General features: G+C 65.8%; 24 protein-coding genes. 16 read left to right on the plus strand and 8 right to left on the minus strand.

Going from position 1 to position 26,927, the window contains the following annotated elements:
- Window positions 1-34: 34 nt before the first annotated feature.
- The 4 genes from ABCV34_RS14130 (at window position 35) to ABCV34_RS14145 (ending at window position 4,887) form a co-directional block, all read left to right on the plus strand.
- Window positions 35-1,249: an ABC transporter substrate-binding protein gene (locus ABCV34_RS14130; protein ID WP_345796849.1), complete on the plus strand. Its 1,215-nt coding sequence runs from the start codon at window positions 35-37 to the stop codon at window positions 1,247-1,249.
- 111 nt (window positions 1,250-1,360) lie between these two features.
- Window positions 1,361-2,236 carry a branched-chain amino acid ABC transporter permease gene (locus ABCV34_RS14135; protein ID WP_345796850.1) on the plus strand — a complete coding sequence of 292 codons (876 nt, stop codon included), beginning with the start codon at window positions 1,361-1,363 and terminating at the stop codon, window positions 2,234-2,236.
- Between the two features lie 3 nt (window positions 2,237-2,239).
- The gene (locus ABCV34_RS14140) at window positions 2,240-4,174 is read left to right on the plus strand and encodes a branched-chain amino acid ABC transporter ATP-binding protein/permease (protein ID WP_345796851.1); all 1,935 of its coding nucleotides are present in this window, start codon (window positions 2,240-2,242) and stop codon (window positions 4,172-4,174) included.
- A complete protein-coding gene (locus tag ABCV34_RS14145) occupies window positions 4,168-4,887 on the plus strand; it encodes an ABC transporter ATP-binding protein (RefSeq protein ID WP_345796852.1) in 720 nt (239 codons plus the stop codon). The genes ABCV34_RS14140 and ABCV34_RS14145 overlap by 7 nt, the downstream gene beginning before the upstream one ends.
- A gap of 39 nt (window positions 4,888-4,926) precedes the next feature.
- Here ABCV34_RS14145 and ABCV34_RS14150 read toward each other — a convergent pair whose 3' ends face one another.
- A complete protein-coding gene (locus ABCV34_RS14150) occupies window positions 4,927-5,601 on the minus strand; it encodes a Crp/Fnr family transcriptional regulator (protein WP_345796853.1) in 675 nt (224 codons plus the stop codon).
- Between the two features lie 148 nt (window positions 5,602-5,749).
- Here ABCV34_RS14150 and ABCV34_RS14155 point away from each other — a divergent pair, with 148 nt between their 5' ends.
- From ABCV34_RS14155 to ABCV34_RS14185, 7 genes are all read left to right on the plus strand, one after another.
- On the plus strand, window positions 5,750-7,711 hold the full coding sequence (locus ABCV34_RS14155) for an AMP-binding protein (protein WP_345796854.1): 1,962 nt from the start codon (window positions 5,750-5,752) through the stop codon (window positions 7,709-7,711).
- Between the two features lie 12 nt (window positions 7,712-7,723).
- The gene (locus ABCV34_RS14160; RefSeq protein WP_345796855.1) at window positions 7,724-8,545 is read left to right on the plus strand and encodes an ABC transporter ATP-binding protein; all 822 of its coding nucleotides are present in this window, start codon (window positions 7,724-7,726) and stop codon (window positions 8,543-8,545) included.
- A 66-nt stretch (window positions 8,546-8,611) separates the two neighbouring features.
- On the plus strand, window positions 8,612-9,541 hold the full coding sequence (locus tag ABCV34_RS14165; RefSeq protein WP_345796856.1) for a branched-chain amino acid ABC transporter permease: 930 nt from the start codon (window positions 8,612-8,614) through the stop codon (window positions 9,539-9,541).
- Window positions 9,542-9,579: 38 nt separating this feature from the next.
- Window positions 9,580-10,641: a branched-chain amino acid ABC transporter permease gene (locus tag ABCV34_RS14170; RefSeq protein WP_345796857.1), complete on the plus strand. Its 1,062-nt coding sequence runs from the start codon at window positions 9,580-9,582 to the stop codon at window positions 10,639-10,641.
- Between the two features lie 126 nt (window positions 10,642-10,767).
- The gene (locus tag ABCV34_RS14175) at window positions 10,768-12,099 is read left to right on the plus strand and encodes an ABC transporter substrate-binding protein (RefSeq protein WP_345796858.1); all 1,332 of its coding nucleotides are present in this window, start codon (window positions 10,768-10,770) and stop codon (window positions 12,097-12,099) included.
- Between the two features lie 45 nt (window positions 12,100-12,144).
- Complete coding sequence (locus ABCV34_RS14180) at window positions 12,145-12,972, plus strand: ABC transporter ATP-binding protein (RefSeq protein ID WP_345796859.1); 828 nt, start codon at window positions 12,145-12,147, stop codon at window positions 12,970-12,972.
- Window positions 12,973-12,987: 15 nt separating this feature from the next.
- Complete coding sequence (locus ABCV34_RS14185) at window positions 12,988-14,259, plus strand: AMP-binding protein (protein WP_345796860.1); 1,272 nt, start codon at window positions 12,988-12,990, stop codon at window positions 14,257-14,259.
- 16 nt (window positions 14,260-14,275) lie between these two features.
- Here ABCV34_RS14185 and ABCV34_RS14190 read toward each other — a convergent pair whose 3' ends face one another.
- The gene (locus ABCV34_RS14190; protein ID WP_345796861.1) at window positions 14,276-15,178 is read right to left on the minus strand and encodes a hydroxymethylglutaryl-CoA lyase; all 903 of its coding nucleotides are present in this window, start codon (window positions 15,176-15,178) and stop codon (window positions 14,276-14,278) included.
- A gap of 105 nt (window positions 15,179-15,283) precedes the next feature.
- The gene (gene dprA, locus ABCV34_RS14195; RefSeq protein WP_345796862.1) at window positions 15,284-16,423 is read right to left on the minus strand and encodes a DNA-processing protein DprA; all 1,140 of its coding nucleotides are present in this window, start codon (window positions 16,421-16,423) and stop codon (window positions 15,284-15,286) included.
- A gap of 188 nt (window positions 16,424-16,611) precedes the next feature.
- Between dprA and def the strand changes: the two genes are divergently transcribed.
- Both def and fmt read left to right on the plus strand, forming a co-directional pair.
- Window positions 16,612-17,136 (plus strand): peptide deformylase, encoded by a 525-nt coding sequence (gene def / locus ABCV34_RS14200; protein WP_345796863.1) that lies wholly within the window; start codon window positions 16,612-16,614, stop codon window positions 17,134-17,136.
- A 5-nt stretch (window positions 17,137-17,141) separates the two neighbouring features.
- Window positions 17,142-18,095, plus strand: coding sequence for a methionyl-tRNA formyltransferase (gene fmt / locus ABCV34_RS14205; RefSeq protein ID WP_345796864.1), 954 nt, complete (start codon window positions 17,142-17,144; stop codon window positions 18,093-18,095).
- A gap of 14 nt (window positions 18,096-18,109) precedes the next feature.
- On the opposite strand, the gene ABCV34_RS14210 is transcribed toward fmt, so the two are convergent.
- From ABCV34_RS14210 to rsmB, 4 genes are all read right to left on the minus strand, one after another.
- Window positions 18,110-18,820 (minus strand): response regulator, encoded by a 711-nt coding sequence (locus ABCV34_RS14210; protein WP_345796865.1) that lies wholly within the window; start codon window positions 18,818-18,820, stop codon window positions 18,110-18,112.
- A gap of 1 nt (window position 18,821) precedes the next feature.
- On the minus strand, window positions 18,822-21,170 hold the full coding sequence (locus ABCV34_RS14215) for an ATP-binding protein (RefSeq protein ID WP_345798793.1): 2,349 nt from the start codon (window positions 21,168-21,170) through the stop codon (window positions 18,822-18,824).
- Entirely contained in the window at window positions 21,170-21,736 is a 567-nt protein-coding gene (locus ABCV34_RS14220) for a DUF4390 domain-containing protein (protein ID WP_345796866.1), read from the minus strand. The genes ABCV34_RS14215 and ABCV34_RS14220 overlap by 1 nt, the downstream gene beginning before the upstream one ends.
- A 112-nt stretch (window positions 21,737-21,848) precedes the next feature.
- On the minus strand, window positions 21,849-23,135 hold the full coding sequence (gene rsmB, locus ABCV34_RS14225) for a 16S rRNA (cytosine(967)-C(5))-methyltransferase RsmB (RefSeq protein ID WP_345798794.1): 1,287 nt from the start codon (window positions 23,133-23,135) through the stop codon (window positions 21,849-21,851).
- Between the two features lie 215 nt (window positions 23,136-23,350).
- Between rsmB and rimO the strand changes: the two genes are divergently transcribed.
- On the plus strand, window positions 23,351-24,673 hold the full coding sequence (gene rimO, locus ABCV34_RS14230; protein ID WP_345796867.1) for a 30S ribosomal protein S12 methylthiotransferase RimO: 1,323 nt from the start codon (window positions 23,351-23,353) through the stop codon (window positions 24,671-24,673).
- Here the strand turns inward: rimO and ABCV34_RS14235 are convergent.
- A complete protein-coding gene (locus tag ABCV34_RS14235) occupies window positions 24,670-25,617 on the minus strand; it encodes a methyltransferase domain-containing protein (RefSeq protein ID WP_345796868.1) in 948 nt (315 codons plus the stop codon). The genes rimO and ABCV34_RS14235 overlap by 4 nt on opposite strands.
- 72 nt (window positions 25,618-25,689) lie before the next feature.
- On the opposite strand from ABCV34_RS14235, the gene ABCV34_RS14240 reads away from it, so the two are divergent.
- Window positions 25,690-26,448 carry a phosphoribosyltransferase family protein gene (locus tag ABCV34_RS14240; RefSeq protein WP_345796869.1) on the plus strand — a complete coding sequence of 253 codons (759 nt, stop codon included), beginning with the start codon at window positions 25,690-25,692 and terminating at the stop codon, window positions 26,446-26,448.
- A gap of 7 nt (window positions 26,449-26,455) precedes the next feature.
- Window positions 26,456-26,926 carry a tRNA (cytidine(34)-2'-O)-methyltransferase gene (locus tag ABCV34_RS14245; protein WP_345796870.1) on the plus strand — a complete coding sequence of 157 codons (471 nt, stop codon included), beginning with the start codon at window positions 26,456-26,458 and terminating at the stop codon, window positions 26,924-26,926.
- The last annotated feature ends 1 nt before the right edge of the window (window position 26,927 follow it).

The raw sequence follows: 26,927 nt of genomic DNA on the forward strand, positions 1-26,927 counted from the left end.
GCATTCATCGCCAGCCGCATCACAAGGAGACGACATGAAATTCCCCAAGACCTGCCTGGCTGTCGCGCTGTCGCTATCGCTCGCCACCGCCGCGCAAGCCGCCGACACGATCAAGATCGGGGTGTCCGGCCCCTACACCGGGGGGTCGTCCTCCATGGGTGTCAGCATGCGCGAAGGCGTGCGCCTGGCCGCCCAGGAAGTCAACGCCAAGGGCGGGGTCCTGGGGCGCCAACTGGAACTGGTCGAGCGTGATGACGAGGCCAAGAACGAGCGCGGCGTTCAGATTTCCCAGGAACTGATCAACCGTGAACGCGTCGTGGCGACGGTCGGTTTCATCAATACCGGGGTGGCGCTGGCCGGTACCCGCTTCTACCAGAAGGCGGAAATTCCCGTCGTCGTCAATGTGTCCACCGGCACGGTGGTGTCGCGTCAGTTCCTGGCACCGAAATACGAACATAACTACGTGTTCCGCACGTCGGCCGCCGACAACATCCAGGCCCCGATGATTGCCGCCGAAGCAATCACCAAGCGCGGCTTCAAGAAAGTCGCGATCATGGCGGACTCCACCAACTACGGTCAGCTGGGCCGCGAGGACATGGAAAAGGCCCTCGACAAGCTGGGCGTCAAGCCAGTGGCTGTCGAAAAATTCAACATCGGCGACGTGGACATGACCGCGCAGCTGCTGCGCGCCAAGGAAGCGGGCGCCGAAGCCCTGCTGACCTACGCCATCGGCCCCGAACTGGCCCAGCTTGCCAACGGCATGGCCAAATTGGGCTGGAAGGTCCCGATGATCGGCAGCTGGACGCTGGCCATGGCCAACTTCATCGATACGGCCCGGGCCAACGGCGACGGCGCCCTGATGCCGCAGACCTTCATCCAGAATCCCAACACGCCCAAGCGCAAGGCCTTCATCGATGCCTACGTCAAGGCAGCCCATCCGAAAAACGGCGTGATCGAATCAGCCGTGTCGGCGGCGCAGGGCTATGACTCCGTGCTGCTGCTGGCGGCTGCGATCCAGCAGGCCGGCAGCACGAAGGGGCCCGACATCCGTGCCGCCCTGGAGAACCTGCAAAAGCCGGTCGAAGGCGTCATCATGACCTACAAGCAGCCTTATTCCACGACGGACCACGAAACCATCGACAGCCCCGACATGGTCTATATGGGCGAAGTCTCCAAGGGCCGCGTGGTCTTCGCGCACCCGGAAGACGAAAAACGCAGCGTTGCCAACTCCGGGCAGGCTGCGCAGTAATTCCGTAGTATCCGTGCATCCCCGTGACAGCCTGATGGCGCGGGGGTGCATGTCTTGTAGCGCCGTCGATGCGGCCCCGCCCGCCGACGGCGCCTTTCGTTGGAATCTGTCATGACGATCTTTTTGCAGCTTGCCTACAGCGGTATAGCCCTGGGCATGATCTATGCGGTCATTGCCTTCGGCTATCAATTGACGTATGCCACGTCCGAGACCCTGAACTTCGGGCAGGGTGATGCCCTGATGCTGGGCGGGCTGGTTGGCCTGACCCTGGTGAGCTTCGGGGTCAGCTACTGGCTGATGATTCCCCTGGTCTGCATCTTCGGCATGGTGCAGGGCTCCGTCGTCGAGCGGATCGCCGTGCGACCGGCCATCGAGGCGCGGTCCGAGTTCGGCTGGATCATGGCCACGATCGCGCTGGGCATCATCTTTCGCAACATGGCGGAAAACATCTGGGGGCGCGATGCCCTGCGCTTTCCTTCGCCGGTCTCCGAGACCCCGTTCACGGTCCTGGGGGCGCACATCCTGCCGATGGAGTTGCTGGTGGTGGCCGGGGCGCTGCTCATCATGGGAGCGATCGAGATCTTCAACCGCACTTCGATTTACGGCAAGGCGGTGGTGGCAACCTCGGGCGACCGGGATGCGGCCGGGCTCATGGGCATCAACACCAAGCTGGTGATCACGTTTTCCTATGCGCTGTCCTCGCTGACGGCGGCTTTTGCCGGGGTGCTGGTGGCGCCGTTGACGCTGACCGGCGCCTCCATGGGTGCCGTGCTGGGCCTGAAGGCCTTCGCCGTTGCCATCGTCGGCGGCCTGAACAGCGGTCTGGGCGCCATCGTGGGGGGGTTGTTGCTGGGCGTGATCGAAACCATGACAGGCTTTTATCTGTCCACGGGCTACAAGGACGTGCCCGGTCTGATCCTGCTGCTGCTGGTCCTGACCGTGCGGCCTGCTGGTTTATTCGGCAAAACCGCGATCAAGAAGGTCTGAGCCATGAACAAGAAGTCTTTGCTGTCGTTTGCGCTGCTGGTGGTCGTCCTGGCATCGATCCCTCTGGTGGTCGCCAATCCGTACTATCTGCATCTGGTCGAGACGATCCTGATCTACGCGGTGTTGCTGCTGGGGCTGGATATCGTCGTCGGCTATACCGGCCAGGTATCCCTGGGGCACGCCGGCCTGTTCGGTATCGGTGCTTATACGGTGGGGGCGCTGATCCTGCACCTGGACATGCCCTTCTGGGTGGCGATCCCCGCCGCCATTGCCGTCACCTCGATCTTCGGGGCGATCCTGGCGCTGCCCGCGCTCCGGGTGACCGGGCCCTATCTGGCGATGGTGACGCTGGCTTTTGGCACCATCATCCAGATCCTGATCAACGAGATGGATTTCCTGACAGCCGGTCCTTTGGGCATCAGCCTGGACAAGCCCATGATCGGCAATCACATGCTCACCGGTCCGGAATTCTTCTGGCTGGTGCTGGGGCTGCTGTCCTTGTCCGTGCTGTTCACCGAACGGGTGGCGCGTTCCCACTACGGGCGCGCGTTCGAGGCGCTGCGCGACAGCCCCATCGCTTGCGATTGCATGGGGGTGTCCGTCTACCGCTACAAGGTCGTCGCCTTCGTCATCAGCGCCGGCCTGGCAGGGCTGTCGGGGGCACTGCATGCGTATTCGGAACAATACATCTCGCCCAACACCTATACGTTCGAACTGATGGTGTTGTTCCTGCTGGCGATCATCATGGGGGGGCGCAAGACCCGTTCCGGCGCGCTGCTGGGGGCTGCGATCATCGTGCTGCTGCCCAAGATGCTCGACGATGTGTCCACCTTCCGGCCGCTGGCCATCGGGCTGGCGATCATCGTGGTGGCGGGGGCGGTGTGGGCCGTGCGGCAGGGCCGGGCCACGCCGCGGCGCATGGCCGCTCCGGTGGTGGGCGTCCTGTTGCTGGCTGTCGGTTCGCTGGTGCTGACCCAGATGACCGACTGGCGTCTGTCGATTTTCGGCCTGATGATTCTGTTCGTCGTCTACTACCTGCCCGACGGGATCGTTGGTTTCGTCATCCAGTCCGTGGGGCGGCGCCGGCGCACGGATGATGCACTGGCAGCCTCCGTGGTGCCCCTGGCTACGGGGGTCCAGCGGGCCGATACCTCGCAGGGGGTGTTGCTGTCGGTCAGCCGGGCCGTCATGCAGTTCGGCGGCCTGAAGGCGCTCAATGAGGTCGATCTGCAAGTGCAACGCGGGACCATTCATGGCCTGATCGGGCCCAACGGGTCCGGCAAGAGCACCATGATGAACGTCCTGACCGGCATCTACGTCCCGACCTCCGGTTCCGTCGTCTTCGCGGGACGGGATCTGGCGGGCCTGACGTCTTCCCAGATCGCGGCACGCGGGGTGGCGCGCACGTTCCAGAACGTCCAGCTCTTCGGCGAGATGACCGCCCTGGAAAACGTCCTGGTCGGCCTGCATCATACGTTCCGCAGTCGGCTGGCCGGCGTGGCTTTGCGCCTGCCGGGCTGGCGGCGCGAGGAACAGGCCGCGCGCGATCGGGCGCATGCCCTGCTGAATTTCGTCGGTCTGGACGCACTGGCCAACGAAGAAGCCCGCAATCTGCCCTACGGCAAGCAGCGCCTGCTCGAAATCGCCCGGGCGCTGGCGCTGGATCCGCAACTGCTGCTGCTGGATGAGCCGGCTGCGGGGCTGACGGCCCCGGATATCGAGGAACTGCTGGCCATCATGCGCAAGATCAAGGAACGCGGCCTGACCGTGATCCTGATCGAGCACCACATGGACGTGGTGATGGGGGTCTGCGATGCGGTGTCGGTGCTGGACTTCGGCCAGAAAATCGCCGAAGGCCTGCCGGCGGACGTGCAGGCCGATCCCCGGGTGGTCGAGGCCTATCTGGGCGGCGAACAGGCGGAGGCACAGGCATGCTGAAAATCGAAAAACTGGAAGCCGGCTATGGCAAGGTCAAGGTGCTGCATGGCATCAGCCTGGAGGTCCCCGCCGGCAAGGTCGTGACCCTGATCGGCTCCAACGGCGCCGGCAAGACCACCACCATGAAGGCGGTGTCCGGGATGCTGCGGCCGTCGGCTGGCACCATCGTGCTCAGTGGCCGAGAGATCCAGGGAATGGATTCCCATCGGATCGCGCGCCTGGGTCTGGCGCATTCCCCGGAAGGGCGGCGTGTTTTTCCCACCCTGAGCGTCACAGACAATCTGCTGCTGGGCGCGTTTCCGCGACTGACGGGCGGACGCGCCCGGGGCGACGTCGATCACGACCTGAATCGCGCGATGGAGCTCTTCCCGCGCCTGAAGGAACGCCGCGCACAGCTGGCTGGCACCCTGTCCGGCGGCGAGCAGCAGATGCTGGCCATGGCGCGGGCGGTCATGCTCAATCCCGAAGTCATCCTTCTGGACGAGCCGTCCATGGGGCTGGCGCCGATCCTGGTGGACGAGGTCTTTCGCATCATCTCCCGGCTGAAGGGCGAGGGCGTCACCATGCTGCTGGTCGAGCAGTTCGCCGCCGCCGCGCTGGCGGTGGCCGATTACGGCTACGTGCTGGAAAACGGGCGGATCGCGATCGAGGGGCCGGCAGCCCGTCTGCGCAGCGATCCAGCGGTGGCCGCCGCCTATCTGGGCGGGCACTGACCATGGTGGGCCCCCTCGGGGGGCCGCCACCCTTGTGGTTCAGATCCCGTAGCGTTGCAGGCCGTCCAGATCCAGCACCTGGACGGCGCCGTACTCCACCTTCAGCAGACAGGCGTCCTCCAGCGACCGCAAGGCCTGGTTCGTGCGCTGGCGGGAAATGCGGGCCAGATAGCCGATCTCTTCCTGGGTGATTTCCAGTCGCATGGAATTGCCCGGATACAGCAGGGGATTGAACAGCTCGGCCAGGCAGCGCGCGACGCGCGCGTCGGGCGCCAGCAGCCGGTCGTATTCGGCCTTGCCGATGAACTGGGCGACGCGCTCATTGAGCTGATGCAGCAGGAACCGGTTGAAGGGGATGCTGCCGTCGAGCAGCCAGTCGAATGTGTCGCCACGCAGCCTGGCGATCGTGCTGCGGCGCAAGGCGATGATGTCGTACTTGCGGGCCTCGCGTTTCAGGAGCGACCCCTCGCCGATCCAGCCACCCGCCGGAACCCCCGTGAGCGAAGCCAGCTTGCCGTCCGCATTGCCGACGGATACTTTGATCAAGCCGTCCAGAACGCCGATCCACGCACCCGCCACGACACCTTTGTGCTCGATGATCGTGCCGGCCTCGACCGAGGCCATGGTCGTGTCCCGCAGCACGCGGGCCTGCTGGCCGTCGTCCAGGAGATCAAACCAGGCAGCGTGGGTCTGCAAAGCCCGTGACAGATTCATGGGGATTTACCCTAGATCGTGAGGGAATGTCATATGTGCGACAGTTACGCTGCCGGCCAGCTTGTACCTTAGACTGCAGTATCGCCCCACAGAGGCGCACCACCGGCGCCGCGCGGCACACACGCGCCAGGCGGCCCAAGGAGACATCATGGTACAGGAATCCACCTTGCCGGTGACCTTTCCAGCGTTGTTGATGCACCATGCGCAGGTTCGCCCCCAGCGACCCGCCATGCGGGAAAAGGACCTGGGCATCTGGCAGACGCTCACCTGGGCCCAGGTGGCCGCCGAGGTGCGCCGCGTGGCGGCCGGACTGGCGGGGCTGGGGGTCGCGGTTGGCGAGCACGTCGCCGTGGTCGGCGAGAACCGCCCCCGCCTGTACATGGCCATGATGGCAGCCCAATGTCTGGGGGCCATTCCCGTGCCGCTGTATCAGGACGCCGTCGCCGAGGAAATGGCCTTCGTGCTGCAGGATGCCCGGGTCGGCGTCGTGGTGGTCGAAGACCAGGAACAGCTGGACAAGATGCTGGAGGTCTCCGGCCGCTGCCCGGCCCTGCGCGCCCTGGTCTATGACGATCCGCGCGGCTTGCGCCACTACCGGGACGAGCGCCTGCTGTCCTGGGATGCGTTGGTCGAAAGCGGCGACGCGCGGGCTCTGCAACAGCCCGGCGAGATCGATGCGCGCATGGCGGCGATCGCGCCGGCCGACACGGCGGCCATGTTTTATACCTCCGGCACCACCGGCAAGCCCAAGGGCGTCGTGCTCAGCCACCTGGCGCTGATCGATCGGGCGCGGGTCATCGAACGCTTCGAAGGCCTGACGGATCGCGAGGACGTGCTGGCCTACCTGCCGCCGGCCTGGATCGGCCAGAACATGTTTTCCTATACCCAGTTTCTGACCACCGGTTTCACGGTGAACCACCCCGAATCGCCGGATACCGTGTCCATCGACATGCGCGACATCGGTCCCACCTATTATTTTGCGCCGCCCCGCGTGCTGGAAGGCCTGCTTACCCACGTCATGATCCGCATGGAAGACGCCGGGCGCTTCAAGCGCTGGCTGTTTCACCGGGCGATGGGGCTGGCGCGGCGTGTGGGCACGCATCTCCTGGATCAGGACGGTTCGGTCGGGCTGTGGGATCGCCTGAAGTACGCCGCAGGTGATCTGCTGATCTACGGCCCCCTGCGCAATACCCTGGGCATGAGCCGGGTGCGGGTGGCCTACACGGCGGGCGAGGCCATCGGGCCTGATCTGTTCGTGTTCTACCGTTCCATCGGCATCAACCTGAAACAGCTCTACGGATCAACAGAGACTTCGGTCTTCGTCTGCGTGCAGGCCAATGGCCGGGTACGCGACGACACCGTGGGGCCGCCCTGCGAGGGCGTGGACATCCGCGTGGCCGACAGCGGCGAAATCCAGGTGCGCAGTCCGGGGCTCTTCACGGGCTATTACCAGAATCCCTCCGCGACAGCCGAATCCTATACGGACGACGGCTGGTATCACACGGGCGATGCCGGCTATCTGGACACCGACGGCCAGCTGAAGATCATCGATCGGGCCAAGGACGTGGGCCATCTGGCCAACGGCAGCCTGTTCGCACCCAAATACATCGAAAACAAGCTGAAGTTCTTTCCTTTCATCAAGGAATCCGTGGCCTTCGGGGCCAATCGCCCCGAGGTCTGCGCCTTCGTGAACATCGACCTGGAGGCCGTGGGCAACTGGGCCGAGCGTCGCGGCCTTCCTTATGCCGGCTACACCGATCTGGCATCCAAGGCCGAGGTCTACGAACTGATCCGCGATTGTGTCGAGCAGGTGAATCGTGACCTAGCGCAGGATCCGAAACTGGCAGCGTCCCAGGTGGCGCGATTCCTGATCCTGCACAAAGAGCTCGACCCCGACGACGACGAACTGACCCGCACGCGGAAGGTTCGCCGGGCCTTCATCGCCCAGAAATACGCGGTGCTGGTCGATGCCCTGTTCGAGCACCGTGACCGGCAGTACATCGAGACCGAGGTCAAGTTCGAGGACGGTCGCACCGGCCGGATCGCGGCCGACCTGCGGATCGAGCCCGCCGAGGTCATACTGCCAGAACCTTTGAAAAAGGTGGCCTGAATGAGCAGCCTCATGAGCGATGTCGCCCCGGATGCCGTGCCCCATGCCGACCGGGCCGGTCGCATCGGCCCGACGATCCTGGATCTGCAGCACATCTCGCTGTCCTTCGGCGGGGTCAAGGCGCTGAGCGACATTTCGTTCGACGTGCGCGAGCACGAGATCCGCGCCATCATCGGCCCCAACGGCGCGGGCAAGAGCTCGATGCTCAACGTGATCAACGGCGTCTACACCCCGCAGGAAGGCCGCATTCTGCTGCAGGACCAGCAGTTCACCCGCATGAATCCGCGTCGCGCGGCCGAGATGGGCATTGCCCGCACGTTCCAGAACCTGGCCCTGTTCAAGGGCATGAGCGTGCTCGACAACATCATGACGGGCCGCAACCTGCGCATGAAGAGCGGGGTGTTGGCCCAGGCCCTGCGGCTGGGCTCGGCCGAACGGGAAGAAATCGCTCATCGCGCTTTTGTGGAAAACATCATCGATTTCCTGGAAATCCAGGCGCATCGCAAGACCCCCGTGGGCCGATTGCCCTATGGCCTGCAAAAGCGCGTGGACCTGGGGCGCGCGCTGGCGATGGAACCGCGCATCCTGCTGCTCGACGAGCCCATGGCGGGGATGAACATCGAGGAAAAGCAGGACATGAGCCGCTACATCCTGGATGTGAATGACGAATTCGGCACGACCATCGTGCTGATCGAACACGACATGGGAGTGGTCATGGATATCTCCGACCGGGTGGTGGTGCTGGACTACGGCCGCAAGATCGGCGACGGCACACCCGATGCCGTGCGCGGCAACCCCGAAGTCATTCGCGCCTATCTGGGCACCAGCCATTGAGACGTCCACCGGTGCGCCTCCCGCATCCGATGGGGCGTCCGGCGGACTGAACACGAGGAAATCGCGATGGGATTTTTTCTGGAAACGGTGATCGGCGGCCTGATGAGCGGCATGCTGTATGCGCTCGTGGCGCTGGGTTTCGTGCTGATCTTCAAGGCATCCGGGGTGTTCAACTTCGCCCAGGGCGCGATGGTGCTGATCGCCGCGCTGGCCATGGCGCGCCTGTCGGGCTGGATCGACGGCTGGCTCGGCGGCCAGTCCCCCTGGTTGTCGAATCTGCTGGCCTTCGCGCTCAGCGCGGCCTTCATGTGGCTGATCGCGGTGCTGGTGGAACGCTTGGTGCTGCGCCATCTGGTCAACCAGGAAGCCACCACGCTGCTCATGGCCACCATCGGCATCAGCTATTTCCTGGACGGCATCGGCCAGATCCTGTTCGGCAGTTCCGTGTATTCGATCAATGTCGGCATGCCCAAGGATCCCTGGTTCGTCCTGGGCAACTGGTTCGAGGGCGGCGTCCTGGTCAGCCTCGAAGACCTGACCGCGGCGATCGTCGCAGCCGTCCTGGTCGCGGTGCTGGCCTTCTTCTTTCAGGTCACCCCGGTGGGGCGCGCGTTGCGGGCGGTGGCCGACGACCACCAGGCGGCCCAGTCGGTCGGCATTCCATTGAACCGCATCTGGGTGGTCGTCTGGACGGTCGCGGGGCTGGTGGCGCTGGTCACCGGCATCGTCTGGGGGTCGAAATTCGGCGTGCAATTCACCCTGTCCACAGCGGCGCTGCGGGCGCTGCCCGTGGTCATCCTCGGGGGGCTGACCTCGGTGCCCGGGGCGATCGTCGGGGGCCTCATCATCGGCGTGGGCGAAAAGGTCTCCGAAGTCTACCTGGGGCCCTTCGTGGGCGGCGGGATCGAGATCTGGTTCGCCTATATGTTGTCCCTGGTATTTCTGCTGTTCCGTCCCCAGGGGCTGTTCGGCGAAAAGATCATCGACCGGGTCTGATCGGGTGACCCGCCACCGGTCCGGAGGAGTCCATATCCATGCTCTATCGTGAGAACGGCCAGTTCAAAAGCACCTACCGTGCGGATCAGCAGATCTTTCCGATCCGCCAGGACCGCTGGTTCATCCTGGCGCTATTGGTCGCCGCGTTCGTGCTGGTGCCCGCCTGGGCGACTGAATACTGGTTGCAGGCCATCCTGATCCCGTTTCTGATCCTGTCGCTGGCGGCGATCGGGTTGAACGTGCTGGTGGGCTATTGCGGACAGATCTCCATCGGGTCGGGGGCCTTCATGGCGGTGGGCGCCTATGCCGCCTGGAACTTCGGCGTGCGTCTGGATCTGCCGCTGCTCGCCCAGATCCTGCTGGGCGGAGTGTTCGCCATGCTGGCCGGGGTGGCATTCGGTGTGCCCAGCCTGCGTATCCGCGGCCTGTACCTGGCGGTCACCACGCTGGCGGCGCAGTTCTTCATGGACTGGGCATTCCTGCGCATCCCGTATTTCACCAATTATTCGAGTTCGGGCAACGTCTCCGTGCCCGAACTCGCCTTCTTCGGCCTGCCGGTGGTCACGCCCGCGCAGAAATATCTGTTCGTGCTGTGTTTCGTCGTGGTCTTTGGCCTGCTGGCAAAAAATCTGGTGCGAGGCGCCATCGGCCGGCAGTGGATGGCGATCCGCGACATGGACGTGGCCGCCGCCGTGATCGGCATCCGGCCGGTCTACGCCAAGCTCACCGCCTTCGCGGTCAGCTCCTTCATCATCGGGGTGGCGGGTGCCTTGTGGGCATACGTGCATCTGGGTTCCTGGGAACCGCTGGCCTTCGATCTGAATCGTTCGCTGCAGCTGCTGTTCATCATCATCATCGGCGGCCTGGGGTCCATCATCGGCAGCTTTTTCGGCGCGGCTTTCATGGTGCTGGTGCCGGTGCTGCTGACCAATGTCCCGCGTGTGCTGGGGCTGTCGCTGCCGGTGGACCTGGCGGCGCATATCGAACACATGGTGTTCGGCTTCCTGATCGTGTTCTTTCTGATCGCGGAGCCGCACGGTCTGGCCAGGCTGTGGAGCATTGCCAAGGAGAAGCTGAGGATCTGGCCGTTTCCCCATTAGGGTCCGGATGCGCGGCTCCCGGGATTTCCCGGGCCGCGCACCGGCCCTGGGGGTGTCATCCGGGGCGAGTCCGGTCGGATCCGCCCCCCACGAGATCGGTGCCGCAAGCACCAGGAGGAGCTACAAATGAAGCATGCATTGACCAAGACCACGACGGCGATCGTGCTGGCCGCCGCCGGACTGGTGGGTGTTTCCAGCACCGCGCAAGCCGCCGAAGAAGATTTCATTCCCCTGCTGGTGTATCGCACCGGGTCCTTCGCGCCCCTGGGGATCCCCTGGGCCGACGGCAAGCTCGATTACCTGAAGCTCGTCAATGCGCGCGACGGCGGGGTCAACGGCGTCAAGATCTCCTACGAGGAATGCGAGACCGCCTATTCCACGGACAAGGGCGTGGAATGCTACGAACGCCTGAAGGACAAGTCCGGCGGGGCGACCGGTTTCGATACCCAGTCCACCGGGATCACCTTCGCGGTGACGGACCGGGCCATGGTGGACGGCCGCTCGGTCGTCACGGTGGGCTACGGACTGTCCCAGTCGGCCGACGGCCGGGTGTTCAAGTGGAATTTCCCGCTGCTGGGCACCTACTGGACGGCCGCCGACGTCATGATCCAGGACATTGCGAAGAACCTGGGGGGCGAGGACAAGCTCAAGGGCAAGAAGATCGCCCTGATCTACCATGACTCGCCGTTCGGCAAAGAGCCGATTCCCCTGCTCGAGGAACGCGCCAAGGCCAATGGTTTCGAGCTGCAGCTGTATCCCGTGGCGGCCCCCGGTGTCGAACAGAAGTCCACCTGGCTGCAGGTTCGCAAGAACCGTCCCGATTTCGTTCTGCTCTGGAGCGCCGGCATCATGACACCGACGGCGATCCGCGAGGCGCAGTCGGTCGGCTACCCGCGCGACAAGATGTACGGCGTCTGGTGGGCCAGTTCCGAGACCGACGTCCAGGACCTGGGCGACGCGGCCAAGGGCTATCACGGCATCACCATCCAGAACAGCGCGGAGCACGGCCGGGTCCACGACGACGTTAAGAAATACGTGTACGACAAGGGTCAGGGATCCGATACCAACGGCAAGAGTTTCGGCTCCATCGCCTATACGCGCGGGATGATGATCTCGATGCTGCAGGTCGAGGCCATCCGCACCGCCCAAGAGAAATTCGGCAAGGGCAAGCACATGACGCCCGAACAGGTGCGCTGGGGGTATGAAAACCTGAACCTGGACGAGGCCCGTCTGGAACAGCTGGGTTTCGCGAAACTGATGCGCCCCGTGAAGACGACGTGCGAGAACCATATGGGGACGGACTGGGCGCGCATCATCCAGTGGGACGGCAAGAAATTCAAGGTCGTGTCCGACTGGTATCAGTCCAATCCGAAGTATGTACGGCCGCTCGTGCAGTCGCTGGGCGAGAAGTACGCCACCGAGAAGAAGCTGCCCGTGCGCAACTGCGCCGCCGAGTAAGTCCCGTCGGGGCCGGGCGGTCGCCCGGCCCCTGGAGGTGAATTCATGGAAAGCGCACAGGCGTCCGAACCCGCGGTCCTGCTCGACGTCAACGGGATCGAGGTCATCTACAACCATGTGATCCTGGTGCTGAAGGGGGTGTCCCTCAGCGTGCCGGACGGCCGTATCGTGGCCCTGCTGGGGGCCAATGGCGCGGGCAAGACCACGACGCTGCGGGCCATCTCGAACCTGCTGCGCGGCGAGCGCGGCGAGGTTACCAAGGGCCGCATCGACTATCGCGGCGAGCGCATCGAATCCCTGTCGCCGGCCGATCTGGTGCAGCGCGGGGTGGTCCAGGTCATGGAAGGCCGGCATTGCTTCGCGCACCTCAGTATCGAGGAAAATCTGCTGACCGGCGCCTACACGCGGCGCCTGGGCCGTGGCGATCTGGGTGCCGCGCTCGATCGGGTTTATCAGTATTTTCCCAGGCTGAAACAGCGCCGCAAGAGCCAGGCCGGCTATACGTCCGGGGGCGAGCAGCAAATGGCGGCGATCGGCCGCGCGCTGATGGCCGACCCGCGCATGATCCTGCTCGACGAGCCGTCCATGGGGCTCGCCCCGCAGATCGTCGACGAAATCTTCGAGATCGTGCGCGATCTGAATCAGCGCGAGGGCGTCAGCTTCCTGCTGGCCGAGCAGAACACCAATGTGGCGCTGCGGTACGCCGATTATGGCTACATCCTGGAAAACGGCCGCGTCATGATGGATGGCGAGGCCCGGGCGCTGGCGGAGAACGAAGACGTCAAGGAATTCTATCTGGGCGTGTCGGGGGCCGGGCGCACCAGCTTTCGCGATACCAAATTCTATCGCCGGCGCAAGCGCTGGCTGGCCTGATTCACGGGGGATGGCATGCAGGCATATTTCGATGCGCGTGAGACCATAGCCGCCGACGAGCGTGAACGAGACCTGCTCGCGCGGCTACCCGACGTGCTGGCCGCCGCGCGGGCGCGGGCGCCGGCCATCGCGCGGCAACTGCGGGACATCGACCCCGCGCGGCTGACCACGCGCGAGGCCCTGTCCCGGGTGCCGGTGCTGCGCAAGAGCGAACTGCTGGAAATCCAGCATGCGGCGCGTCTATCCCGGTCGGCGACGCGGGGGGATGCCGAACGCGAGCGGGTGTTCGGTGGGGTCTCGACCATCGGCTGGGGCGATGCGCGCCGGGTGTTTGCGTCGCCAGGCCCGATCTACGAGCCGGAAAGCGCACGGACCGACTACTGGGGCTTCGCCCGGGCTTTGCATGCCGCCGGCGTGCGTGCGGGCGATCTGGTGCACAACTGCTTCTCATATCATTTCACGCCGGCTGGTTCCATGATGGAAACCGCGTCGCACGCGTTGGGCTGCACCGTGTTTCCCGGCGGCGTGGGACAAACCGAGCAGCAGGTGCGGGCGATGGCGGATCTGGCGCCGCACGCCTACACCGGCACGCCCAGTTTTCTGCGCATCATTCTCGAAAAGGCCGACGAGATGGGCGTCGCCCTGCCGTCGGTGCGCCGGGCCCTGTTTTCCGGCGAGGCCTATCCACCCTCGCTGCAGGCCTGGTTCCAGGCGCGCGGCATCCAGGGCTTTCAGGCCTACGGCAGCGCGGATCTGGGCATGGTGGCCTACGAAACCGAGGCGCGTGACGGTCTGGTCGTCAACGAAGATCTGATCCTGGAAATCGTCCGTCCCGGCACCGGCCAGCCCGTCTCCGAGGGAGAGGTGGGCGAGGTCGTCGTGACCACCTTCAACCCGGATTACCCACTGGTGCGCTTTGGCACGGGCGATCTGTCCGCTCTGATGCCGGGCGTCTCGCCCTGCGGACGGACCAACGGGCGCATTCGCGGATGGCTGGGGCGGGCCGACCAGACGACCAAGGTGCGCGGCATGTTCGTGCACCCCGAGCAGATCGCCCGGGTGCTCGACCGGCATCCGCAGATCGTTCGTGCCCGGTTGGTGGTGTCCGGCGAGATGGGGCACGACGTGATGACGCTGAAGGTCGAGTCCGGCGATGGGCTGGACGCCGACCGTGTGGCCGAAACCGTGCGTGACCAGACCAAGCTGCGCGCCGTGGTGGACGTCGTGCCCCTCGGCAGCCTGCCCAACGACGGCAAGGTCATCGAGGACGTGCGGCGCTACGACTGAGGGCTGCGCGGCGGGGTCAGGCCCGCTTCAGCGCCAGCGCCCGTCCCGCGCGGCTGGCGGTGGGCCGGGCGATCCGTTCCGAGATCCATTGCCCGATGCCTACCACGGCGTCCAGGTCCACGCCCGTGTGCAGGCCCAGACCGTTCAGCAGGTACAGCACATCCTCGGTCGCCACATTGCCGGTGGCGCCCTTGGCATAGGGGCATCCGCCCAGCCCGGCCACCGAACTGTGGAAGATCCGCACCCCGCAGTCCAGCGCGGCCAGGATGTTGGCGACGCCCTGGCCATAGGTGTCATGGAAGTGCCCCGCCACCCGGGTGCCCAGATCGACGACCTGGCCGACGGCCTGCATCACGCGCTTGACCTGGGCGGCGGTGCCGACGCCGATGGTGTCGGCCACGTCGATCTCGTCGCAACCCAGTGCCAGGAAGCGCTCGGCCACATCCACGACCGCGGCGACGGGCGTTTCGCCCTGGTAGGGGCAACCCAGCGAGCAGCTGATGCTGCCGCGCAGCCGCAGCCCGGCCTGTTTGGCCGCCGCCGCGACGGGTTCGAAGCGGGCGATCGATTCGGCTATGGAACAATTGATGTTGCGCTGGGAGAAGGCCTCGCTGGCGGCGCCGAAGATCACGACCTCGTCGGCCTGCGCGGCGAGCGCGCCTTCGAACCCACGCAGGTTGGGCACCAGGACCGAGTAGATCGTGCCTGACCGACGCCGGATGCCGCCCATGACCTGGGCGCCGTCGGCCATTTGCGGGACCCATTTCGGCGATACGAAAGAGGCCGCTTCGATATTGGGAAAGCCGGCCGCCGACAGGCGATCGACGAGTTCGATCTTCACGGCCGTGTCGACGGGTTGCTTTTCGTTTTGCAGGCCGTCGCGCGGCCCGACTTCGACGATCTTGATGTGTTCGCTCATGGAGGCTTCCTGGGATTCTGTCCGGCGATGCGCCTGTTCAGGCGCGGGCTGGAATCGCTGCGCGGGATGATGCCGTCGATGATAGCGCGCGGCCCGGATCCGTGCTCATGGCTCTCGCCGATAGCGGCCGTCGGCCTGGCGCGCCACGGCCCCGTCGATCTCCATCAGGGTCAGCTGTGCCATCAACTGGTCGATGGGCCAGCCGGTGCGCGTCTGCAGGGTGTCCGTGTCGACGGCCTCGTAGCCCAGTGCGCGCAGCAGCGGGTCGGATTGGGTGCATGCGGGCTCGGGATCCGGATCCGCGGCCTGACCAGGACGAAGCGCGCCGGTCAGGCCGGGCAGGCCTCCCTGGCGGAGTTCCTCGAGGATGTCCTGACCCGATTCGACCAGTTTCGCCCCCTGGCGGATCAGGGCATGGCAGCCGTGCGACAAGGGCGAGTGGATCGAGCCGGGGATGGCGAAGACCTCGCGCCCCATCTCGCCGGCCAGCCGCGCCGTGATCAGTGACCCGCTGCGCGCGGCGGCCTCGACCACCAGCACGCCACGCGCCAGGGCGGCGACGATGCGGTTGCGCTGCGGGAAATGGAAGGGCAGGCCCTGCGCGCCCAGCGGGAACTCGGACAGCATCAGGCCGTGTTCCGCAATGCGATGCGCCAGCGCCCGGTGGGCGGGCGGATAGACCCGGTCGATCCCGGTGCCCAGCACGGCTACCGTCCCGCCGCCCGCCGGCCCGGCATCCAGGGCGCCCGCATGGGCTGCACCGTCGATACCGCTGGCAAGGCCGCTGACCACGCACCAGCCCTGCTGCGCCAGGTGTTGCGCGAAGTCGTGTGCGTTGCGTTCGCCCTCGGGCGTGGCGTGGCGTGCGCCGACGATGGCCAGCATGGGCCGGTTCAGGATATCCAGCTGGCCATGGGCGTACAGGATCGGCGGCGGATCCGTCAGTTCGTACAGCGCCTGGGGATATAAGGGATCGGCCAGCGTCAGCAGGTGGTGGCCGGGCTGCGCCAGCCAGCGCAGGCTCGATTCGATGGCGGCCCGCAGCGTGTCGTCGGGTGGCTGGCGCAGCCGGGTGACGAGGCCGGGATCCAGATAGCGGGCGAGATTGCCGGTCGAGGCCTCGCAGATCTGCTGCGGCATCCCGAAGACGGACAGCAGCAGCCGGATCCGCGCGGCCCCCAGATCGGGTTCCAGGCTCAGGCGGATCCAGGCGCGCAGTTCGTCGTCGTCGATGGTCAGAGGCATCGCGACAGTGTGCCACGGAACACCGCGCGGGCACTGCCTCGGCGCGTTCAAAAGGTCACACGTGGATTCGAGGGAGAACGAGGCTGCCGCCGCAGGACACGGCATCGGGGCGGGCGGTCGCCACGGACTCCGTCGCGGGCGTCTTGTTTTATCATAGAGTTTTAGGATTCACTGAATCGGCGGTCATCATGGCTTTGCTTCCCATCCTCAAATATCCGGACCCCAGGCTGCACAAAGTCGCTGAACCGGTGCGGCAGGTGGATGACCGGATCCGTCAGCTCGTGCGCGACATGGCCGAAACCATGTATACGGCGCCAGGCGTGGGCCTGGCGGCCACCCAGGTGGACGTCCACGAACGGGTCGTCGTCATCGACGTGTCCGAAGACGGCAATGATCTGCACGTGCTGATCAATCCGGAAATCACCTGGAAAAGCGAAGAGCAGCAGGTGTACGAAGAAGGCTGCCTGTCTGTCCCGGGTATCTATGACGAGGTCCAGCGCGCCGCCCGCATCCATGTGCGCGCCCTGAACACGCAGGGCGAATCCTACGAATTCGATGCCGAAGGCCTGCTTGCCGTCTGCGTCCAGCACGAACTCGATCATCTGATGGGCAAGGTCTTCGTCGAGTATCTGTCCATCCTGAAGCAGAATCGCATCCGCACGCGCCTGCGCAAGCAGCAGCGTGAGGCCCAGCGCGAAACCGTCGGGGCCTAGGGCGGATGCGGGTCGTTTTCGCGGGGACGCCGGAATTCGCGCGGCAGGCGCTGCTGGCGATCATCCAGGCCGGGCATGGTGTGGCCGGTGTGCTGACGCAACCGGATCGGCCTTCCGGTCGCGGCATGAAGCTGCAGCCCAGCCCGGTCAAGCAATCCGCGCTGGATGCCGGCATCCCGGTCATGCAGCCGCGCAGCCTGCGGCTGGACGGCAAATTTCCAGACGAAGCGCAGGCCACCGGCGATGCGTTGCGGGCGTTGGCGCCCGACGTCATGGTGGTGGCCGCCTATGGTCTGATCCTGCCGCAGTGGGTGCTGGATCTGCCGCGCCTGGGCTGCCTGAACATCCACGCCAGCCTGCTGCCGCGCTGGCGCGGGGCGGCTCCCATCCAGCGTGCCATCGAAGCGGGCGACGCCGCCAGCGGCATCACCATCATGCAGATGGATGCCGGCCTGGATACCGGTGCCATGCTGCTGCGCGTGGAACGGCCGATCCGCCCGGAAGAGACCGGGGCCAGCCTGCATGACGGGCTGGCGGTCGATGGCGCACAGGCCATCGTGGACGTATTGGCCCGTCTGGAAGCGGGCCAGGCGGTGCCGGCGGTGCCTCAGCCGTCGGACGGGGTTACCTATGCCGACAAACTGCTGAAATCCGAGTCGGCGCTGGATTTTTCACAGCCGGCGACCGTGCTGGCGCGGCGTATCCGGGCGTTCGATCCGTTTCCGGGGACGACGATGCCGCTGCCCGGTTTCGATCAGCCGGTGAAAGTCTGGGCGGCGCAGGCCTTGCCTGACGAGACTGCCGGCCAGAGGGCACATGAGCCCGGTGCGATCGTGGAGATGGGGCGCGACGGCATCGATGTGGCGACGGCCGATGGCATCCTGCGCGTGACCGCCCTGCAGAAGCCGGGTGGCCGGCGCCAGCCGGTGGATGTCTTCATGCAGTCCTGTCGCGGCTGACACGCCCCCGGACACTACCCGTTCGTCGATTTCTTGCGCGACGTGTCGATACCCAGCTGTTTGAGCTTGCGGTAGAGGTGTGTGCGTTCCAGGCCCGTACGTTCGGAAACCCGCGTCATGCTGTGATTTTCGTGCAGCAGGTGGTATTCGAAATAGATGCGTTCGAATTCGTCGCGGGCTTCGCGCAGGGGCTGGTTCAGTGAAATGGAGCCCAGGTGGGAATCGTCGGCGGGTGCCGTGGCGACCGTTGGACTGGACGGTGCCAGCGCGGCGGGCGATCCCCCGATGGCGGGCTGCTGCGTGAAGACGGGATCCGGCATGACCGGGCGTTCCGTGCGGCTGCGCATGGAGGCCGGAATCACCGGATGGGCCAGGCCCGCTGCCACGGTCTTCAGCAGTTTCTGCAGGGTGATGGGTTTTTCCAGGAAATCCACGGCGCCGATGCGCGTGGCCTCGACAGCGGTATCGACAGTGGCGTGGCCGCTCATCATGATGACCGGCATGTTCAACAAACCCTGACTGGACCATTCCTTCAGGAGGCTGACGCCGTCGATGTCGGGCATCCAGATATCCAGCAGGACCAGGTCCGGGCGCTGGCGCAGACGGGATTCGCGTGCCTGGGCCGCGTTTTCCGCAAGTTCGACCGTGTGGCCTTCGTCGTAGAGAATTTCGGACAGAAGTTCACGAATGCCGATTTCATCGTCGACCACCAGAATTCTGGCCATATCACCTCACCTGTGTATTGTGCGTATTATCCTGTTCCTGACCGGGCGCGTCCAGCCGACCGGGTGGCGCATCGACGGCGGCCAACAAGTGGGAAAACAGGATGGAAATGCGTGCGCCGCCTTCGGTGCGATTGGCAATGTCGACCTGGGCGCCATGCTCTTCAAGGATTTTCTTGACGATGGCCAGGCCCAGTCCCGTGCCGGCGGATTTCGTCGTGACGTAGGGTTCGAAGACCCGATGCATGACTTCGGGTGCGAACCCGGGGCCGTTGTCCGACACCGTCAGGCGGACGCTGGCGTGCCCGGGTTCATCCTCGGGCACGATCAGGCGCGTCTGCACGCGGATCTCGGCGGCACCGGAGGCGGCATGCACGCTGATGGCGGCATCGCGGGCATTGGCCAGCAGGTTGTGGATGACCTGGCGCAGTTGCGCGGGGTCGCCCTCGATGTGCGGCAGCGCCGCAGCCAGATGAGCGTCGATCCGCAAGCCCGATCTGGCGGATGCGGCGCCATTGTCGTCCGGATCCCAGCCATAGAGGCTCAGGACTTCGCCCAGCAGGGCATTGAGGTCGATATCCTGCATCTGGGCGGGTGGCGTGCGGGCATATTCGCGGAAATCATCCACCATGCGTTTCAGGGACGAGACCTGGTTGACGATGGTCTGGGTCGAACGCTGGAGCATGGCGGCGTCTTCCGGGTTCAGCCGGTCCGTCAGCTTCATGGCCAGCCGTTCGGCCGACAGCTGGATGGGTGTCAGCGGGTTCTTGATCTCGTGGGCCAGGCGCCGGGCGACCTCGCCCCAGGCCACGGTGCGGCTGGCGGAGATGACCTCGCTGATGTCGTCGAACACCACCAGATAGCCGTCCTGTTGTCCGCTCATGAGCAGGCGCGTGCCGCGTGCCAGCAGGGTGATGACGTGTTTCTTGCGCTCGTTGTCCGGCGCATCCTGCAGATCGATCTCGAATTGCTGCTGCCAGTAGGGGCGGGTGGATTCGACGGCGTCGTGTGCAGCGAACGCCTGGCGGATCAGTTGCGCCAGCGCCAGGGCGCCCTCGGCGGCTTCCAGGGGACGCCCCTGGCTGGTGCGCAGATCGATGTGCAGGATGGTCTGTGCGCCTTGGTTGAACAGGGTCAGGCGAAAGGCGTGATCGAAGACCAGCACCCCGGATGACAGATTGCTCAGGACGGACTCGAGGTACAGGTTGCTCTGCTCGAGCTGGCGGCGGTGGCGATCGACCATCTGCCGGGCTTCATCCAGCTGGCGCGTCATGGCGTTGAAGGATCGAGTCAGCTGGCCGACCTCGTCGCGGGCAGGGGGCTCCGGCAAGGGCCGGTAGTCGCCCACGCCGACCGCTTGGGTCCCCGAGGCGAGGGTCAGCAGCGGGCGCACCAGGCGGCGCGACACGGCCAGCGCGAACGCCACGGCGGCGAAGACGGCCAGAAGCAGGGCCAGTGTCAGAGTGATGCCGTAGAGTTTACGCAGCCCCAGCCGCGACAGCGCCAGTTCCTGGTAGTCGCGAAAGCCTTGCTGCACCTGGCCGGCGTTGTGGGCGATACGTTCGGGAACCCTCTGGATCACCTGCAACCAGCGCGTATCGCTGCCCAGGCCCATGGGGGTTCCCAGGCGGTCGGACGAGGATCCCAACGGGATGATGACGCGCAGGTGCAGTCCTGTGTTGGTGGGGCCTTCGCCCTGTTTGACGTCGGCTTCGGCGGCGGCATAGCCCTGCGAGACCCGCAACTGATTCATGACGCTGCTGGGGGGCAAATCGGGCAGCAACTGGCTGAATGCCGATGACGAGAAGGCGATCAGACGGCCGTTGCCGGTGAACACCATCGTTTCATCGATACCGTTGGCCTCGCGCAGCGACGTGATGAGGACGGCGATCTCGGAGTCGCTCGCGCTGTTCAGGCGCAGGGCCATGCTGCGCGCCCGGCTGCTCAGATCCGTCAGCTGCGCGTCCAGCGCGGCGCGTCCCAGGTTCAGGCCGGCCTCCAGCGCGCTGTCCACCCGGACGTTGAACCAGGACTCGATCGAGCGCGACATGAACTGCACCGACAGGACATAGATGATGACGCCGGGCAGAATGCCGATCAGGGTGAAATAGAGTGTGAAGCGGGCTGTGAGCCTGGCGCCGAACTGCCGGCGCCGGATCTGGCGCAGCAGGCGGATGGCCAGCATGAACACCCAGGACATCAGGGCCACGGCCAGGATGCCATTGAGCAGCAGCAGCAGGTCGTACTGCTGCGCGTAGCGCGAGGCATTGCCCGTGGACCAGACCAGCAGGCCCAGCAGGGCCAGGGCGCTGACGGCCGCCACCGCCAGGGCGATCCGCAGGGCCCAGCGGATCAGTCGCGGGGCGTTTCGGCGGAAAGAGAAAAGGTGAACTTTTTCCATGGGGTCGAGAGGGACCAGGTCTTGCTGTTGATAGCGTCGATCTGGAAGGGGCGCGCGAGGCGGGAGGTGTCCAGGCGCAGCCGCAGCTGGCCTTCATAGCGGACACCGGACTCGAAAAGACTGACCGGCCCGATCGGCCAGCCGCGAACGTGGCGCACGAGATTGAGCGCCTCGTCCAGGGTTGCGGCAGGCTGCGATACGTCGCCGATACCGACCTGCCATTGCCGGGTCAGGGCGTTGAACTGGATGCTCCAGGTCCGTTCGATGGCGATGATCGTCTCGTCGAACCACCACCAGCGGGGGTGTTCGATCTTCAGATCGGCGGTGAAATACAGGGGAACGCCCTTCTGGGCGGCATCGTGCAAGTCGCCGTCCAGGGTGAAGTCGATATCGGCGTCGAGCAGCAGCCGGCCCTGCTGCACGATGGGTTCGATCCGGACGACCGCGCCCTCGCGCGCATAGGCGGACGGTAGCAGATTCAGCAGGCAGAAGGTCAGGGCGATCAGGAAACGAGGCATGCGCGGCGGCGAGTGACAGGAGCGGACAATGGCGGTATTGTTGATGACCCGGCGGGCAAGCGCAAGCACGGGCCGCTTGGGAGACCTGCCCGGTGCCTGCTTTTTGCTTGGCTCATTCAGGGCAGTCCTTGCGGAGCAGCGCGTAGAAGAAGCCGTCGCCCCGGTCCGCGCCGCCCGGCAGGATCTGACCAGGAGCCGGCTGGCGCCGCGCATCGGCATGACGGGCCAGAAAATCCTGAATCTGGCATTCGCCTTCCTGGGGGAATATCGAGCAGGTGGCATACAGCAGATGGCCGCCTGGCGCCAGCAGCGGCCACAGGGCATCGGTGATCCGCGCCTGCAGCGCGGCGGTGCGGGCGACGTCCTCCGCGCGGCGCAACCAGCGGATGTCCGGGTGGCGGCGTACCACGCCGGATGCCGTGCAGGGCACATCGGCGAGGATCGCGTCATAGGGTTGGCCGTCCCACCATCCGGCGGGATCGGCCGCGTCCGCGCAGCGCAGCAGCACGTCGTCGGACCGCAGACGTAATCGCAGCAGGTTGTCGGCGACCCGCGTCAGGCGGGTTTCGTCACTGTCCAGCGCGGTGAGCGCCAGGGTGTGGCGTTCCAGCAGATGGGCGGTCTTGCCACCCGGCGCGGCGCAGGCGTCCAGCACCCGCATGCCGTCCCGCAGGGGCAGCAGCTCGCCCGCGCGTTGCGCCGAGGCGTCCTGCACCGACCACCAGCCCTCGGCAAAGCCCGGGATGTCGCGCACCGGATGGGGGCGGTCCAGGATCAGGCCAGCCGAGCCGACCGGCGCGGCCGCGATACCTGCCTGTTCCAGCCGCGTCAGCAGCGCGTCGCGGGAAACCTGCCGGATGTTGGCCCGCAAAGTCATGGGGGGCGGCTGGTCCGCAGCCCTCAGGATGGCCTGCCAGTCTTCCGGCCAGGCCTGGCGCAGGGTCTCGACCCACCAGTCGGGGTGGTTCCATCGCGCCAGCGGCTTTTCCATGACTTGCGCCAGCAACGCTGTCCGTTCCCGGCCATAACGGCGCAGGACGGCATTGATCATGTTCTTGGCGGGGCGCGTCTTGCGGTCGGCATCGGCCGCCTGCACCAGCTGGTGGACCAGGGTATGTTCGGGGTAGAGAGGCGTGCCGGGAATCTGTGGCGTGCCGTCGATCTGGCGATGACAGGCTTCCAGAAGGCTGATGCCCAGCAACAGCAGTGCCTCGGTCAGACGGTCCGGCGGGCGGCGCGGCACCAGCAGCATCCGCGCCGTCTGGGCGAAGCCCAGCTGACGCATCGCATGGAAGGACAGGGCCTGGGCGGCCGGGCGCAGTGTGGGCGGTGCCCGGTCCAGGGATTCGGACAGAGACTGGCCATCGAGCACCCCGCGGATGGCGTGGGCCGCCGCCATCAGCTGTCGGGACAGGGTATGGTCCGTTTGATCGGACTGCCCGGTCTTGGCGAACGAAACGGCTTTTGAGGTGCGTCGCCCGGGGGACTGACGCTGGGGCGATTGTGGTGATTCTGGCACGGTTGGCGATGAATTCCGCAGGTGGAAGGCTGTTTTTGGGGACTGTAGCACCAATTCAGTAAAATCAAAGGTTTGCTTTGCCCGTCGAGGATTTCATGAGCCAATCCCCCCGTGTCGGTTTCGTCAGTCTGGGCTGCCCCAAGGCCCTGGTCGATTCCGAACGCATTCTGACCCAGCTGCGCATGGACGGCTATACCATCAGTGCCGATTATGACGGCGCGGACGTGGTGGTGGTCAACACCTGCGGCTTCATCGACAGCGCGAAGGCCGAATCGCTGGACGCCATCGGCGAGGCCATCGTCGAAAACGGCAAGGTCATCGTCACCGGCTGCCTGGGCGTCGAAGCCGACATGATCCGCGATGTGCACCCCGCCGTGCTGGCCGTCACCGGTCCGCAGCAATACGAGCAGGTGGTGCGCGCCGTGCACGAGGCCGCCCCCCATGAACGCGACCATGACCCCTATACGGATCTGGTGCCGCCCCAGGGCATCCGCCTGACGCCGCGGCATTACGCCTATCTGAAGATTTCCGAGGGCTGCAACCACAACTGCAGCTTTTGCATCATCCCGTCGATGCGCGGGCGCCTGGTCAGCCGCCCGATTGGCGACGTGCTGGGCGAGGCCCGCCGCCTGGTGGATGCTGGCGTGAAGGAACTGCTGGTAATTTCGCAGGACACCAGCGCCTATGGCGTGGACATCAAATACCGCACGGGCTTCTGGGATGGCCGTCCGGTCAAGACCCGTCTGACCGAACTGGCGCAGGCCCTGGGCGAGTTCGGCGTCTGGGTGCGCATGCACTACGTCTATCCCTACCCGCACGTCGACGAGCTGATTCCGCTGATGGCCGAAGGCCGCATCCTGCCGTATCTGGACATTCCCTTCCAGCACGCCAGCCCGCGCATCCTGAAGGCGATGAAACGGCCCGCCTTCGAGGACCGTACTCTGGCCCGTATCCGCCAGTGGCGCGAGGCCTGTCCGGACATGACCCTGCGGTCCACCTTCATCGTCGGCTTTCCTGGCGAAACCGAGGACGACTTCCAGTATCTGCTGGACTGGATGAGCGAAGCCCAGCTGGATCGTGTCGGCTGCTTCCAGTATTCGCCCGTCGAAGGGGCCAAGGCCAATGAACTGCCCGACGCCGTGCCCGACGAGGTCAAGGCCGAACGCTGGGAACGCTTCATGGCGCATCAGCAGGCGATTTCCACGCAGCGCCTGGCGGCCAAGATCGGCCGTACCCTGACGGTGCTGGTGGACGAGGTCGACGATCAGGGCGGCGCGACCGCCCGGTCCATGGCCGACGCCCCCGAAATCGACGGCAGCGTGCTGTTGCGCGACGCAGCCGGCCGCGCCCCCGGCGACCTGATTCAGGTGCGCATCGAGGATGCCGACGAATACGATCTGTACGGGGTGCCGGTTTAGGGCAGTTTTCGCGGCACGACGCGTGGCGGCGGCTTGCCGGCTTCCAGCGGCTGGGCCCGCTTGAACACCGTGACCGGCATGTCGCCGATCACGCCGCGTCGGGCCGCTGCGCGCCAGGCGTGGCCGTAGGCGACTTCCAGGCTCAGGTGAATGGTGCCGTCGTCGTGGCGGCGGCGCTCCAGCGCCTGGAGCAGACGGTCGCGCCAGGCGCGGCCGGACAGGCCCCGGCGGCGTTCAGGGTGTGGGTTGCCGCCCAGCGACTGGACGTCTTGCAGCAATTTGTCCGCCGTCCGGTAGGTCAGTGTGATGATTTCCTGATCCATGACCGGGTCGGCGAACCCGACCTGGATCATCAGATCGCCGAAATCGTGCATGTCCACGAATTCCATGGGGCGTGTGTCCAGACCAGCCTCGGCGACGGCGTCGCGCAGTTCGCGCAGCGACCCGGGGCCCAGGCTGGAATACATGGCCAGGGCGTCGTTGCGCAGGATCCGGCGCCATTCCTGCAGCACCAGATGGGGCTCGGGGTGCCAGTGCAGGGCCAGATTGGACCACACCAGGTCCAGGCTTTCGTCCGGCAGGCCGGTGTCGGCCAGATCCGCCTGCAGGAATTCGGGCTGCGGCGTGGGTTTGTTGCGCAGGCGGTGCCAGAAGCCGGGCTTGCCGGCATGACGCCCGCGGGCGGTGTCCAGTAATGCGCCGCAGTTGTCCTGGCCGATGTAGTGCAGGTTCGGGTAGCGGGCGCGCAGCGGATCCAGCGCATGGGCCGCACCGCAGCCGGCATCCAGAATGTCGTGCGGGTCCATGCGGATGTAGCTCAGCCGGCGCAGCATGCGCTGGGCGATTTCGCCAAACAGGAACTGGGGGGCGTCCAGGGGGGCGCGTCGGGCAAATTGCCGCGAGACGGCCATAGGGTCGATGGGCAGGCGGGGAAGCTGTGACATAAGCGATCAAGACCGGTGCCGCGAGCCTTCCGACTGTGCTGTGATGGAGGCTGCTGACACGAAGGTGACATTATGCGGCATCTGATGGCATGGCGCGACTGGTGCCGCTGGATTCCGGCCGAGTGCCCGGGCTGCAGGCGGCGCGTGCCTGGGCAGGGGCTCTGCGGCGCCTGTTCGGTGGCTCTGGTCCCGGATCGCAGCCGGCCGCGTTGTCCGGTCTGCGCGCATCCTTTGATGGGTGAGGCCTGCCCCGATTGCCCGCCCGGCGCCCCGGTTTATGACCGGATCGTTGCCGCCTTCGACTACACCGGCCTGGGGCGGGATCTGGTCCAGGACTACAAGATCCGGTGCCGCCTGTCGCTGGCCGGGGTGCTGGCCGATCGCCTGGCACAGGTTGTGCGCGAGGCCGGCCGGCCAGACGCCGGACTGCCCGAATGGATCGTTCCAGTTCCTGCTCGGCGGGCGGCGCTGTTGCAGCGGGGTTTCAGTCCCCCTGCCGAGATCGCCCGTCTGCTGGGGCGGCGTCTGGGGTTGCCCTGCCGGCTGGATGGCGTCCGTCGTCTGCGGGAGGGCCCCAAGCAGGCGTCCCTGGGGCGCACCGATCGTCTGCGGGCCCAGTCGGGGCTGTATGTCTGCGACCGTGGGCACCCGGAATCCGTGCCCGAATGCCTGGCGGGCGCCCGCATCGCCGTGGTGGACGACGTGCTGACGACCGGGGCGACAATGCGGGCGGTCGCGATGGCGCTGAAGGCCGCCGGTGCCGCCCACGTGGAAGGCTGGGTGCTGGCCCGTGCGGTTCATCAGGGGGCGCCAGAGGGAGTGATCCTATAATGGCACGATGTTTCATGTCGTCCTTGTCGAACCCGAAATCCCGCCCAACACCGGCAACGTCATCCGCCTGACGGCCAATACCGGCACGTTCCTGCACCTGGTGCGCCCCTTGGGCTTTCCGTTGGATGATGCACGTATGCGCCGCGCGGGGCTGGACTATCACGAGTGGGCCCGCATGCAGGTGCATGACAGTCTGGCGGCTGCGTTCGAGGCGATCGATGGAGACCCCGTCCGGCGATTCGCGCTGACCACGCGCGGCTCGGTGTCGATCGGCGAATGCCGCTTCCAGGCGGGTGACGTGTTCGTGTTCGGCCGCGAAACAGCGGGCCTGTCGGCGGAACAGATGGCGTTTTTCCCGGATGGTCAACGTATCCGTCTGCCCATGCGCCCTCAGCAGCGCAGCCTGAACCTGTCCAACGCCGTGGCCGTGACCGTGTTCGAGGCCTGGCGCCAGACCGGGTACGCGGGCGGGATCTGAC

The sequence above is a fragment of the Castellaniella sp. MT123 genome, from assembly GCF_039614765.1.
Taxonomy (GTDB): Bacteria; Pseudomonadota; Gammaproteobacteria; order Burkholderiales; family Burkholderiaceae_B; genus Castellaniella.